This is a genomic window from Pseudomonas sp. RIT-562 (assembly GCF_026241895.1).
GTDB classification, from domain to species: domain Bacteria; phylum Pseudomonadota; class Gammaproteobacteria; order Pseudomonadales; family Pseudomonadaceae; genus Aquipseudomonas; species Aquipseudomonas mandelii_F.
In genome coordinates this window covers 13,506-26,762 of the sequence record NZ_JAPJIV010000002.1, presented here as the reverse complement: position 1 = coordinate 26,762, position 13,257 = coordinate 13,506, and the positions used below count along the sequence as shown (strand labels likewise).

General features: G+C 59.7%; 10 protein-coding genes. 5 read left to right on the top strand and 5 right to left on the bottom strand.

Annotated features, from left to right (window positions below; all coding sequences use genetic code 11):
* The first annotated feature begins 75 nt into the window (after nucleotides 1–75).
* Genes ORL50_RS02850 through pcaC form a run of 4 tightly spaced genes read left to right on the top strand, consistent with a single transcriptional unit; the run spans nucleotide 76 to nucleotide 3,996 of the window.
* The gene (locus ORL50_RS02850) at nucleotides 76–1,380 is read left to right on the top strand and encodes an MFS family transporter (protein ID WP_266009719.1); all 1,305 of its coding nucleotides are present in this window, start codon (nucleotides 76–78) and stop codon (nucleotides 1,378–1,380) included.
* Between the two features lie 45 nt (nucleotides 1,381–1,425).
* Nucleotides 1,426–2,790: a 3-carboxy-cis,cis-muconate cycloisomerase gene (locus ORL50_RS02845; RefSeq protein WP_266009718.1), complete on the top strand. Its 1,365-nt coding sequence runs from the start codon at nucleotides 1,426–1,428 to the stop codon at nucleotides 2,788–2,790.
* A gap of 11 nt (nucleotides 2,791–2,801) precedes the next feature.
* Nucleotides 2,802–3,593, top strand: a complete 792-nt coding sequence (gene pcaD, locus ORL50_RS02840; RefSeq protein WP_266009717.1) for a 3-oxoadipate enol-lactonase — start codon at nucleotides 2,802–2,804, stop codon at nucleotides 3,591–3,593.
* A gap of 10 nt (nucleotides 3,594–3,603) precedes the next feature.
* A complete protein-coding gene (gene pcaC, locus ORL50_RS02835; RefSeq protein ID WP_007917093.1) occupies nucleotides 3,604–3,996 on the top strand; it encodes a 4-carboxymuconolactone decarboxylase in 393 nt (130 codons plus the stop codon).
* 117 nt (nucleotides 3,997–4,113) lie between these two features.
* Here the strand turns inward: pcaC and ORL50_RS02830 are convergent, their stop codons facing one another.
* From ORL50_RS02830 to emhA, 4 genes are all read right to left on the bottom strand, one after another.
* Nucleotides 4,114–5,373, bottom strand: a complete 1,260-nt coding sequence (locus ORL50_RS02830) for an OprD family porin (RefSeq protein ID WP_266009715.1) — start codon at nucleotides 5,371–5,373, stop codon at nucleotides 4,114–4,116.
* Between the two features lie 289 nt (nucleotides 5,374–5,662).
* Nucleotides 5,663–7,123: an efflux RND transporter outer membrane subunit EmhC gene (emhC, locus tag ORL50_RS02825; RefSeq protein WP_266009714.1), complete on the bottom strand. Its 1,461-nt coding sequence runs from the start codon at nucleotides 7,121–7,123 to the stop codon at nucleotides 5,663–5,665.
* Nucleotides 7,120–10,284, bottom strand: a complete 3,165-nt coding sequence (emhB, locus tag ORL50_RS02820; protein WP_266009713.1) for an efflux RND transporter permease subunit EmhB — start codon at nucleotides 10,282–10,284, stop codon at nucleotides 7,120–7,122. Before emhB ends, emhC begins: the two co-directional genes overlap by 4 nt.
* 3 nt (nucleotides 10,285–10,287) lie before the next feature.
* On the bottom strand, nucleotides 10,288–11,445 hold the full coding sequence (emhA, locus tag ORL50_RS02815; protein ID WP_266009712.1) for an efflux RND transporter periplasmic adaptor subunit EmhA: 1,158 nt from the start codon (nucleotides 11,443–11,445) through the stop codon (nucleotides 10,288–10,290).
* Between the two features lie 266 nt (nucleotides 11,446–11,711).
* On the opposite strand from emhA, the gene emhR reads away from it, so the two are divergent.
* On the top strand, nucleotides 11,712–12,344 hold the full coding sequence (emhR, locus tag ORL50_RS02810) for an efflux system transcriptional repressor EmhR (protein WP_266009711.1): 633 nt from the start codon (nucleotides 11,712–11,714) through the stop codon (nucleotides 12,342–12,344).
* A gap of 217 nt (nucleotides 12,345–12,561) precedes the next feature.
* Here the strand turns inward: emhR and ORL50_RS02805 are convergent, their stop codons facing one another.
* Nucleotides 12,562–13,215, bottom strand: a complete 654-nt coding sequence (locus tag ORL50_RS02805; protein WP_266009710.1) for a hypothetical protein — start codon at nucleotides 13,213–13,215, stop codon at nucleotides 12,562–12,564.
* Between the last annotated feature and the right edge of the window lie 42 nt (nucleotides 13,216–13,257).

Genomic DNA, 13,257 nt, shown 5'->3' with positions numbered 1-13,257 from the left:
TTGCCAAAGCTTCTGCGGAACGGGACTGTTGCAAAGTATGTCTAGACTGTCACTGTCCCCAAAGAGTGAAAACCAATGACAACCCCCACCGCTACTACAGCGCACTACACGGGCGAAGAGCGTAAAAAACGCATCTTCGCGATTGTCGGCGCTTCATCCGGCAACCTCGTTGAATGGTTCGACTTCTACGTCTACGCCTTCTGCGCCATCTACTTCGCCCCGGCGTTCTTCCCGTCCGACAACCCGACCGTACAATTGGTCAATACGGCGGGCGTGTTCGCTGCCGGGTTCCTGATGCGCCCTATCGGCGGCTGGATCTTCGGGCGAGTTGCGGACAAGCACGGACGCAAGAATTCGATGCTGATATCGATTCTGATGATGTGCTTTGGCTCCTTGCTGATTGCCTGCCTGCCGACCTACAAGGACATTGGCGTCTGGGCGCCGATCATGCTGCTGTTCGCCCGTTTGCTGCAGGGCCTGTCGGTCGGCGGCGAATACGGCACCACCGCCACCTACATGAGCGAAGTCGCGCTCAAGGGCCAGCGCGGATTTTTCGCTTCGTTCCAGTACGTCACGCTGATTGGCGGCCAGCTGCTCGCAGTGTCGCTGGTGGTGGTCCTGCAGCAATTTCTCACTGAGGACGACTTGCGTGCCTATGGCTGGCGGATCCCGTTTGTGGTCGGTGCAGTGGCCGCGTTGATCTCGTTGTTCCTGCGGCGTTCGCTGAAGGAAACCACCAGCAAGGAAATGCGCGAGAACAAGGACGCCGGCAGTATCCGTGCGCTGTTCCGCGATCATAAGGCCGCGTTTATCACCGTACTCGGCTACACCGCCGGGGGTTCGCTGATTTTCTACACCTTCACCACGTACATGCAGAAATACCTGGTCAACACCGCGGGCATGCACGCCAAGACTGCCAGCTACATCATGACCGGCGCACTGTTCCTCTACATGTGCATGCAGCCTCTGTTCGGCATGCTCGCGGACAAGATCGGCCGGCGTAATTCGATGCTCTGGTTCGGCGCCCTCGGCACCCTGTGCACCGTGCCGATCCTGCTCAGCCTGAAAAGCGTCAGCAGTCCATTCCTGGCATTCGTGCTGATTACCCTGGCGCTGGCGATCGTGAGTTTCTACACCTCCATCAGCGGCCTGGTGAAAGCCGAGATGTTCCCGCCGGAAGTGCGTGCATTGGGCGTAGGCCTGGCGTATGCGGTGGCGAATGCGATTTTCGGTGGTTCGGCCGAGTACGTGGCGCTGAGCCTCAAAGCCGTGGGCATGGAAAACTCATTCTACTGGTACGTGACGGTGATGATGGCAGTGGCGTTCCTGTTCAGCCTGCGTCTACCGAAGCAGGCGAAATACCTGCATCACGACCTTTGATTCAACCCGTGGGCCTTAACGGCCCACGCTTTCCAGGGATTGTTTATGAACGAGCGACCGGGCAATCAGTTGTTCGATGCCTATTTCACTGCCCGCGACATGCGTGAAGTGTTCTGCGATCAGGGCCGCGTCCAGGCAATGCTCGATTTCGAGGCGGCACTGGCCCGGGCCGAGGCGCAAGTCGGGCTGATCCCGCAGACCGCCGTAGCACCGATCCAGGTCGCTTGCCGGGCCGAGCACTACGACTTTGCTGCGCTGGGCGAGGCCATCGCCACGGCGGGTAATTCGGCGATCCCGCTGGTAAAAGCCCTGGGCAAACAGATTGCGGCTGTCGATGCCGAAGCCGAACGTTATGTACATCTCGGCGCCACCAGCCAGGACGTGATGGACACGGGCCTGGTACTGCAACTGCGCCGGGCACTGGAGCTGATTGAAAGCGACTTGGCCCGGCTGGGCGCGACCCTTGCGACCCAAGCCGAACGTCATGTCGCCACGCCGCTGGCTGGGCGGACCTGGCTGCAACACGCAACCCCGGTCACTTTAGGCATGAAAATCGCCGGCTGGCTGGGGGCGGTGACCCGCAGCCGTCAACGCCTGCAAGAACTCAAGCCACGCCTGTTGGTGCTGCAGTTCGGTGGTGCCTCAGGCACCCTGGCGGCCTTGGGCGAACACGCGCTGCCGATTGCGCAAGCGCTGGCCGCGGAACTGCAACTGAGCTTGCCGGAGCAGCCTTGGCACACCCAGCGAGATCGCCTGGTGGAGTTCGGCTCGGTGCTCGGTTTGATCGCCGGCAGCCTCGGTAAACTGGGGCGCGATGTCAGCCTGCTGATGCAGACCGAAGCAGGGGAGGTTTTCGAGCCCTCGGCGCCTGGCAAAGGTGGCTCGTCGACCATGCCGCACAAACGTAATCCGGTCGGCGCTGCGGTGCTGATCGGAGCCGCGACGCGAGTCCCCGGCCTGCTCTCGACCCTGTTCAGCGCCATGCCCCAGGAGCACGAACGCAGCCTCGGTCTGTGGCATGCCGAATGGGAAACCCTGCCAGAGATTTGCTGCCTGGTATCGGGCAGCCTGAAACAGGCGCTGCTGATGGCGGACGGGCTGGAAGTGGACGCCGAGCGTATGGCGCGCAATCTCGACCTGACCCAAGGCCTGGTGCTCGCCGAAGCCGTGAGCATTGTGCTCGCTCAGCGCGTGGGGCGTGACACCGCGCACCATGTGCTGGAGCAATGCTGCAAACGTGCGGTCGCCGAGCAACGGCACCTGCGGGCGGTCCTCGGCGAAGAACCGCAAGTGACTGCCGAGTTGTCCGCCGCTGAACTCGATCATCTGTTGAACCCTGCCCACTACCTCGGCCAGGCCCAGACCTGGGTCGCGCGAGCGGTGGCTGAACATTCTGCATTGACTGCCTGAAGGAGATAGCTGTGGCTTTTGTACAACTCGCCGAGGGCGAACTGCATTACCAACTCGATGGTCCATCGGATGCGCCGGTCCTGGTGCTCTCCAACTCCCTGGGCACCGACCTGCATATGTGGGACGCGCAGATTGACGCGTTCACCAAACATTTCCGGGTCCTGCGGTTCGATACCCGTGGCCACGGCAAATCCCTGGTGACCCCGGGACCGTATAGCATCGAGCAGCTGGGGCGTGACGTCCTGGCGCTGCTGGATGCCTTGCACATCGAACGCGCGCACTTCTGCGGTTTGTCCATGGGCGGCCTGATTGGCCAGTGGCTGGGGATCAACGCCGGCGATCGCCTGCTCAAGCTGGTGGTGTGCAATACCGCAGCGAAAATCGGCGATCCATCGGTGTGGAACCCACGCATTGAAACGGTCTTGCGCGATCGTGCAGCGGCCATGGTGGCGCTGCGGGATGCGTCGATAGCGCGCTGGTTTACCGCGGATTTTGCCGCCGCCAATCCTGCTGTCGCCAACCGCATCACCGACATGCTCGCTGCCACTTCGCCTGAAGGTTATGCCGCCAACTGCGCGGCAGTGCGCGATGCCGATTTCCGTGATCAACTGGCCTCGATCAAGGTGCCATTGCTGGTGATTGCCGGCACCGAAGATGCGGTTACTCCGCCAGCTGGCAGCCACTTCATCCAGGAACGTGTGGCCGGCGCCGAGTATGCCGAATTCCATGCCGCACACCTGTCCAACGTCCAGGCCGATGTCGCGTTCAGCGAGCGGGTACTGGCGTTTTTGTTGGCTGATTAAGGGGATTGTTGTGGACGAGAAACAACGTTACGACGAGGGCATGCAAGTCCGTCGCGCAGTACTGGGCGACGCCCATGTCGACCGCAGCCTGACCACCCTGACCGAGTTCAACTCGGAGTTCCAGGAAATGATCACCCGCCACGCCTGGGGTGACATCTGGACTCGCCCTGGCCTGCCGCGCCACACTCGCAGCCTGATCACCATTGCCATGCTGATCGGCATGAACCGCGAGGGTGAACTCAAACTGCACCTGCGCGCCGCCGCCAACAACGGCGTGAGCCGTGGCGAGATCAAGGAAGTGATCATGCAGAGCGCGATCTACTGCGGCATTCCGGCGGCCAATGCGACCTTCCACCTGGCCGAGTCGGTTTGGGATGAATTGGGCGTGGAATCCCGGGAGTAGGCCGCTCCGATATTCCCCTGTAGGAGTGAGCCTGCTCGCGATGGCGGCGGCTCATTCAACATCTATGTCACTGACAGACCGCCATCGCGAGCAGGCTCACTCCTACAGGGTGTGTTTTTATAACAGGCTGATCGGATAGCTGACGATCAACCGGTTCTCGTCGAACTCGTTGTTGCTGTAATCCCGGCGCATGCTCGAGTTGCGCCATTTAACGTTCAGATCCTTCAGCGCACCGCTCTGCACGGTGTAGCCCAATTCACTTTCGCGTCCCCATTCCTTGCCATCGGTGATCGTGCCGGTTTGCACGTTGCTGCCGCTGATGTAGCGGTTCATCAAGGTCAGGCCGGGAATGCCAATAGCGACGAAATTGTAGTCGTGGCGCACTTGCCAGGATTTTTCCTTGGCATTGTCGTAGCTCGAGTTGTAGCTGTCGTTGGCCAGGGTGCCGCCGCTGGTGCCGTTGACCCGCATCCAGGCGCTGTCACCGGTGAGTTTCTGCAGGCCGATGTAGAAAGTATGGCCGCCATGTTTCGCCGAGAGCAGGCCGGACCAGGTCTTGTTGTCCAGGTCGCCCGCGCGGGCAGCGCCGTCGTCTTTGCCGTAGAAGAAGCCGAGGTTGGCGCCCAGGGTCCAGTCACCGACGGGCTGGCTATGGATCAGATTGACGAATTGCTGGCTGTAGATGTCCTTCAACTCGGCGTTCCACAAGGCAAGTTGCGTGCGTTTTTCGTTGAACACATATTCGCCGCCCTGGAAGTTGAATCTATCCGAGGTGAACGCCGTCTTTCCGGTCATCGACATGTCGCTCATACTGCTGTCGTCGCGCGGGCTGTTGGCGCGGAACTGGCCTCCGTACAGGGTCAGGCCGGCGATTTCCTTCGAGGTGATCTGTCCGCCACGGAACGTCTGCGGCAGCGAACGACCGTCGTCCGAGCGCAAGATCGGCAGCACCGGCATCCATTCGCCGACCTTCACTTCGGTCTGCGACAGCTTCGCCTTGAAGGCCACGTTGGTGCGACCGAAGTTGTCAGCCGGTCGGCCATCGTGATCCAGCGGCAGCAGCTGCGTGCCACCGGTGCCCTTGCCGCCATCAAGCTTCACCGAGTACAGCCCCAGCACATCCATGCCAAAACCGACGGTACCTTGGGTGAACCCGGATTTGGCATCGAGGATAAAGCTCTGCGTCCACTCTTCGGCCTTGCCCTGGGTCTTGGTCGGGTTGGTGAAGTTGCGGTTGATGTAGAAGTTGCGCAGGTTCAGGTTGACCTTGGCGCCTTCGACGAATCCCGATTCCTCGGCGGTTGCGGTGGTGGTCGCTGCCGCCATGGCAATGGCGATCAGGCTCGGAACGAAATAATGCGCAGTGGAAGGCGTCATGGGCGAGGGTCTCTCTAATTCTTGGGGATGCAACGCAGTGATGCCGCAACCAGAGGCTGCAGTGAACGATTTGAATGGGGTGGTGCGGAACGGGATCAGCCGGACAGGGCAGGGCGCTGGGACATGGTCGAACCTGGTGTTATTGGTCTTGTGGAGCAAATGGTGCGGGGAATGTACTAGATAGTTCAATCTGTCGTTAAGGGTTTTGTGCGGTTATCGAACCCTTTGATTTTGAACCGCAACAAAAAGCCCACCATTGAGGTGGGCTTCGATGTCGCAAAAAACGCTATCAGAACAACTTCAGCTTCGGCGCTTCTTCCTTCACTGGCTCGTTCTGCGCAGTTTGCGCATTCCAGCCGCCACCCAGTGCCTTGTACAGGTTCACTGCACTCACCAACTGAGCCAGGCGATCGGTGATCAGTACCTGTTGGGCGCTGAACAACTGACGCTGGGCATCGAGGAAGGTCAGGTTGCTGTCGACGCCAATGCGATAACGCCGCTCGGCCAGACGGTAGTAGTCCTGGTTGGCGGTGACGAAATCACGCTGGGCTTGCAACTGCTGGGTGTAGGTCTGGCGTGCGGCCAGGCCGTCGGCGACTTCCTGGAAGGCCGTTTGAATGGACTTCTCGTAGTTCGCCACGCCGATGTCTTTCTGGATTTTCGAGTAATCCAGGCTGGCACGCAGGCTACCGGCGTTGAAGATCGGCAGGTTGATCTGCGGCTGGAACAACCAGGTGCCCGAGCCGCCCTTGAACAGACCGGACAGGTCCGGGCTGAGGGAGCCGGCGTTGGCGGTCAGGCTGATGCTCGGGAAGAACGCAGCCCGTGCGGCGCCGATGTTGGCGTTGGCAGCCTTGAGGTTGTGCTCCGCCTGGAGGATGTCCGGGCGCCGTTGCAGCAGGTCCGACGGCAAGCCGGGCGGTACATCGCTCAGCAGGTCGTCAGCCAGGGGCCGGGTGGGCTGCAGGTTGGCCGGGAGGCCAGTGCCGAGCAGCAACACCAGGCTGTTTTCATCCTGGGCGACCTGGCGAGTGTACTTGGCCAGTTGCGCCCGGGCGTTTTCCACCGAGGTGCGTGACTGGGCCAGGTCCAGTGCCGAGGCTACACCCACTTCGTTGCTGCGCGAGGTGAGCTTGTAGCTCTCCTCGAACGCACCCAGGGTGTCCTGGGTCAGCTTGAGCAGTTCCTTGTCGGCTTGCCAGGTCAGGTAGGCATTGGCCACGTTGGCCACCAGGCTGATCTGCGTGCTGCGACGCCCTTCTTCAGTAGCGAAGTACTGCTGCAGGGCTTCTTCGCTGAGGCTGCGAACCCGACCGAACAGGTCGAGTTCATAAGCGCTGATGCCGACAGTCGCGGAGTAGGAACTGGTGATACCAGCTTCGCCGGTTTGCGAAGCGTTGGCCGGAAGGCGCTGGCGGCTGCCAGTGCCGTTGGCCGACACTGCCGGGAACAGGTCCGCACGCTGGATGCGGTACTGCGCGGCAAAGGCGTCGATGTTCAACGCGGCGACTCGCAGGTCCCGGTTGTTTTCCAGGGCGACCTGGATCAGCTGTTGCAGCACCGGGTCATGGAAAAACTGCTTCCAGCCCTGTTCTGCGGCGGCCTGACCTGGCGCCTGGGCCGGCGAATACGCCGGGCCTTGCGGGTACTGGCTCGCCACCGGTGCTTCGGGCTGCTGATAATCAGGTATCAGCGAGCAGCCACCGAGGACGAACGCGGCGACCGCTAGGGAGAGTAGCGACTTGCTCATTGGCCAGCCTCTTTAGGAGTTTCAATAGTGTCATCCTGGTCGGTTTTTTTCCGCTGACCAATGGACGACACGGTAACGAAGAACAGTGGGACCCAGAAGATTGCCAGGACCGTGGCCGTGATCATACCGCCAATAACGCCTGTACCGATCGCATGTTGGCTACCTGAACCGGCGCCGGTGGAAATCGCCAGGGGCACCACGCCCAGGACAAAGGCCAGCGAGGTCATGATGATCGGGCGCAGACGCATGCGACAGGCTTCGATCGCCGCCTCGCGCAGGCTCTTGCCCTGTTCATGCAGTTCCTTGGCGAACTCGACGATCAGAATGGCGTTTTTCGCCGCCAGGCCGATGGTCGTCAACAGGCCTACCTGGAAGTACACATCGTTGGACAGGCCACGCAGGCTGGTCGCCAGCAGTGCCCCGATGATCCCCAGAGGAACCACCAGCATCACCGCGATCGGAATCGACCAGCTTTCATACAGTGCTGCCAGGCACAGGAACACCATCAGCAGCGACAACGCGTACAGCGCCGGAGCCTGGGAGCCAGACAACCGCTCCTCATAGGACAGGCCGGTCCAGGAAATCCCCACACCTGCCGGCAGTTTTTTCGCCAGCGCTTCGACTTCGGCCATGGCCTCACCGGTGGAATAACCCGGTGCCGGGGCGCCGAGAATCTCCATCGCCTCTACGCCGTTGTAACGCGACAGCTTCGGCGCGCCGTAGATCCACTGACCCTTGGCGAAAGCCGAGAAGGGCACCATGGTTCCTTCGGAGTTACGCACGAACCATTTCTTGATGTCTTCCGGGCTCATCCGCGAATCGGGCTGGCCTTGCACGTAAACCTTCTTCACCCGACCGCGGTCGATGAAGTCGTTGACGTAGCTACTGCCCAAGGCAATCGACAAGGTGGTGTTGATGTCGCTGAGCGTGATGCCCAGGGCACTGGCTTTCTCGTCATCGATTTCCAGCTGGTATTGCGGCTCGTCGTTCAGGCCGTTGGGGCGTACCTGCGTCAGCACCTTGCTTTGCGCCGCCATGCCGAGGAACTGGTTACGCGCTTCCATCAGTTTTTCGTGGCCGATACCGGCACGATCCTGGAGGAATACGTCGAAGCCCGTGGCGTTACCCAGCTCCAGTACCGCAGGCGGCGCGAAGGCGAACACCATCGCGTCACGGAATGAGAAGAAGTGCTGCTGGGCGCGGGTCGCCAGGTTGAACACGCTGTTATCGGCGTTCCGCTGGTCCCAGGGCTTGAGCATGATGAAGGCCATGCCCGAACTCTGGCCGCGACCGGCGAAGTTGAAGCCGTTAACGGTAAACACCGACGCTACCGCATCGCCTTCACCGCCGTCCTTGGTCGGACGCAGCAGGAACTCGCGCATTTCGTCGATCACCACCTGGGTCCGCTGGGCGCTGGAACCGGCCGGGGTCTGCACCTGGGCGAACAGTACGCCCTGGTCTTCTTCCGGCAGGAACGCCGTTGGGATACGGGTGAACAACCAGATCATGCCGACCACGATGATCACGTAGGCCAACAGGTACGGGGCCTTGTGCGTGAGCATGTTGCCAACGCCGCGCTCGTAGCTTCTGACTCCGCGGTCGAAGCTGCGGTTGAACCAGCCGAAGAAGCCGCGTTTCGGTGTGCCGTGCTCGCCTTTCGGAATCGCCTTGAGCATGGTCGCGCAAAGCGCCGGAGTGAAGATCAGGGCGACCAGAACCGACAGGGCCATGGCCGAGACGATAGTGATCGAGAACTGCTTGTAGATCACCCCGGTGGAACCGCTGAAGAACGCCATCGGCAGCAGTACCGCCGAGAGCACCAGGGCGATACCGACCAGCGCACCCTGGATCTGCCCCATGGATTTCTTGGTGGCCTCCTTGGGTGACAGGCCCTCTTCGCTCATGACCCGTTCGACGTTCTCCACCACAACGATGGCATCGTCCACCAGCAAGCCGATGGCCAGCACCATGCCGAACATAGTCAGGGTGTTGATGCTGAAGCCGAACGCCGCGAGGATGCCGAAGGTACCCAGCAGTACCACGGGCACAGTCATCGTGGTGATGACAGTGGCGCGGAAGTTCTGCAGGAACAGGAACATCACCAGGAACACCAGCACGATCGCTTCGACCAGGGTTTCAACCACGCCCTTGATCGACTCGGTCACCACCGGGGTAGTGTCGTACGGGAACACCACTTCCATCCCTTGGGGAAAGAATGGCTTGAGCGTCTCGATGGTGTTGCGCAACGCTTTTGCGGTGTCGAGGGCGTTGGCACCGTTGGCCAGTTTCACCGCCAGACCGGAAGCCGGTGCGCCGTTGAACTGAGCGTTGATGCTGTAGTTCTCACCACCCAGGCCGACGTCGGCGACATCGGACAAGCGCACTTGCGAACCGTCCTTGTTGACCTTGAGCAGGATCTTGTTGAACTGCTCGGCGGTCTGCAGACGAGTCTTGCCGATGATGGTCGCGTTCAACTGCTGGTTCGGCGCCGCTGGCAAACCACCCAGTTGCCCGGAAGACACCTGGATGTTCTGCGCAGCGATGGCGGCCTTGACGTCCACCGGGGTCAGGTTGAAGTTGTTCAGCTTGGCGGGGTCGAGCCAGACGCGCATCGCATACTGGGAGCCGAAGACCTGGAAGTCACCGACACCGGCGGTCCGCGAGATCGGATCCTGCATGTTCGACACGATGTAGTTGGACAGGTCGTCCTTGGTCATGCTGCCGTCGCGCGACACCACACCGATCACCAACAGGAAGTTTTTCACTGCCTTGGTGACACGGATCCCCTGTTGCTGCACTTCTTGCGGCAGCAGCGGGGTGGCCAGGTTCAGCTTGTTCTGCACCTGGACCTGCGCGGTGTCGGAGTTGGTGCCCTGCTCGAAGGTCGCGGTAATGGTCATGCTGCCGTCGGAGTTACTTTCCGAGGAAACATAACGCAGGTTATCGATACCGTTGAGTTGTTGCTCGATCACCTGGACCACGGTGTCCTGCACGGTTTGTGCGGAAGCGCCTGGGTAGGTTACCTGGATCGCAATGGCCGGTGGCGCAATGCTCGGGTATTGGTTGATCGGGAGTTTGAGGATCGATAGAGCCCCGACCAGCATGATCACCAGGGCGATTACCCAGGCGAAAATCGGACGGTCGATAAAAAATTTCGACATGGGTTACTCCCCTTTGCCGCTGGAAGCCTTGTCAGCTGCCTGTGCGGGGACCGGGTTCTTGGCGCCTACGTTGGTCGCTTCACTGGCTTTTACTTCGACGCCAGGTTTGACGTATTGCAGCCCTTCGGTGATCAGGCGATCGCCGGCCTTCAGGCCGTCCTCGATCAGCCACTGGCTGCCGACAGTGCGACTGGCCTTGAGTTGGCGCAGCTCGACCTTGTTGTCCGGGCCGACGACCAGTGCGGTCGGCGCGCCTTTGAGGTCGCGAGTCACGCCTTGCTGGGGCGCCAGGATCGCTGCGCTGTTCACCCCGGCTTGTAACTGGGCGTGCACGAACATGCCTGGCAGCAGGGTGTGGTCAGGGTTGGGGAACACGGCGCGCAAGGTCACGGAGCCGGTAGTCTGGTCGACCGAGACTTCGGAGAATTCAAGCTTGCCGTCCAGCTTGTACTGGCTGCCGTCTTCCAGGGTCAGCTTGACCGCAGCGGCGGTGTCACCAGCCTTTTGCAGGCGCCCGCTTTCCAGTTCGCGGCGCAGCTCAAGCAGCTCCACGGATGACTGGGTGACGTCGACGTAGATCGGATCGAGTTGCTGGATCACGGCCATGGCATCGGCCTGGCCGTTCGTCACCAAGGCACCTTCAGTCACATTCGAGCGACCGATTCGACCGGTGATTGGCGCGTAGACTTTGGTGTAGCGCACGTTGATCTGGGCAGTCTGCATCGACGCTTCCGACTGCAGGCGGTTGGCCAGGGCGGTGTCGTATTCCTGACGGCTCACGGCCTGTTCTTTCACCAGCAATTTGTATCGATCGGAAATCGACTTGGTCTGCTGCAGGTTGGCCTCGGCGCTTTTCAGCGTGGCTTCATAAACAGCCGGATCAATCTGGTACAGCTGCTGGCCGGCTTTGACATCAGCGCCTTCCTTGAACAGACGCTTGAGGATGATGCCGTTGACCTGCGGGCGAACCTCGGCAATACGGAACGCACTGGTGCGGCCCGGGAGCTCGGAAGTCAGGGTGAAGGACTGTGGTTGCAAGGTGACTACGCCGACCTGAGGGGGTGGTGCGGCCTGTGCCGTCTCTTCCTTTTTGCATCCGCTAAGCAGCGATGCAAGGGCGACGGCAGTGACCAGAGCGGTAACAGCTGGCTTGAATTGCATGAAAATCCTCGGGTCAGGCGCACCAGTGGCACACCAGAAAGGGTGGAAATTAAAAAATCAGTGCTGAGTGGATATGTAGCTTGCTAAGTAATATACTTACGTTCATGGTTGTTTGTAAATACCTTTGGCTTTGTACTCATCCCGTTACAAATGCTCCACAAAGGTGTGATTGTAGGCCGCAGACGAGTCCCAAGAGCGCTCGCTGCACTTTTATTCAGCGCATATTCAGACGTCGCTGAAGCATCCTGATTGAGGTTGTACTGCCCATGGTCCGTCGTACCAAAGAGGAAGCCCAGGAAACCCGTAGCCAGATACTCGAAGCGGCGGAAAAAGCCTTTTACGAGCGGGGCGTGGCGCGCACGACACTGGCTGACATCGCGACGTTGGCCGGCGTGACCCGTGGCGCCATTTATTGGCATTTCAGCAACAAGGCTGATGTGGTGCAGGCGATGCTCGATACCTTGCACGAGCCGCTGGATGACATGGCCAAGGCCAGCGAGAGCGAAGACGAGCTCGACCCCCTGGGCTGCATGCGCCAGCTGCTGATTCATTTGTTTCATCAGATTGCCCTGGACCCGAAAACCCGGCGCATTAATGAGATCTTGTTTCACAAGTGCGAATTCACCGATGAGATGTGCGACCTGCGTCAGCAGCGTCAGGCCGCCAGTCTGGATTGCAACGTGCGCATAGGCCTCGCTTTGCGCAACGCAGTGAACCGTGGGCAATTGCCGGAGGACCTCGACACCGTCCGTGCCGCCATCAGCCTGCATGCCTACATCGACGGCATCCTGTATCAGTGGCTGCTGGCTCCGGACAGCTTCGAGCTGCACGTCGAGGCCGAACGCTGGGCCGATACAGGGTTGGACATGCTGCGCTTCAGCCCCAGCCTGCGCAAATGAAACAAAATGCGTAGTTCGCTCCGAGCCTGTCAACAGATGCGGGCCAAGATCAGCTTTTTGTCGGCGCTTTTTGCAGAGGCGGGTTTTTATATACCTGTGAGCTTTGGGATGACAGGTAGCAGCCATTGTATTTTGTAGGAAATTTGTGTCGTGGCGATGAGCAAGTGTGAGCGACCTGGCACCAGAACCAGAGCCGCTCCCATTCGGAGGGTGATCCTCAGCCTAGAGTCAGCTGAATCTCGAAGTTGAAGGGGGCATCGTCACTCACGCGGGTGACAGCGGATTTGCATTTGACGCTGGACCTACCCGTCGATGCAGTTTTATTTTTTATCTTTGGTGTATGTGTTGGCGACAGTATTCCATACGTTATGCCCATGAACAGACCAAGCTCAAATCGAACTCCAACGTCCCCGTCGATAAAATCCACGAAATGATTGAACATGTCTCTCTTTTTCCAGGGGTAGGCGAATGTGTATTCATACCTGGTAAAAAATGCCGTCGGCTCGTGGGGATTAATCTGGAAACTTTCGCGTTCGGATTTGCTCAGGGGCAGACTTGTCTGGGATATATTAAATGTATGGGGGGTGTTGTTGATTATCTTTATTATGACACCCGTCAGTTTCGACGCCTTGTGCTCCCTCCATCGTTCGATCTGTTGGCTTAACGCAATCTCAAGCCTGCTACGATCGAGAAAATTTATAAATTCCACTTTAGCCTTGCCGGTCAGGGCGTCCAATATCTCTCGACTCTCTTCACTGGCAAAATGGTAGGCAAAATTGTAAAGCATCCCGATGGAGGTGGCATTGAACAGGGATAATAGATCCTCGTCGGAGCTGTCGGTTTCGCTGTCGGACATTTCATTGTCATGCATATTAGAATCCTTTCGATAAGTTTACGGTTGGAGTTTTGCGTG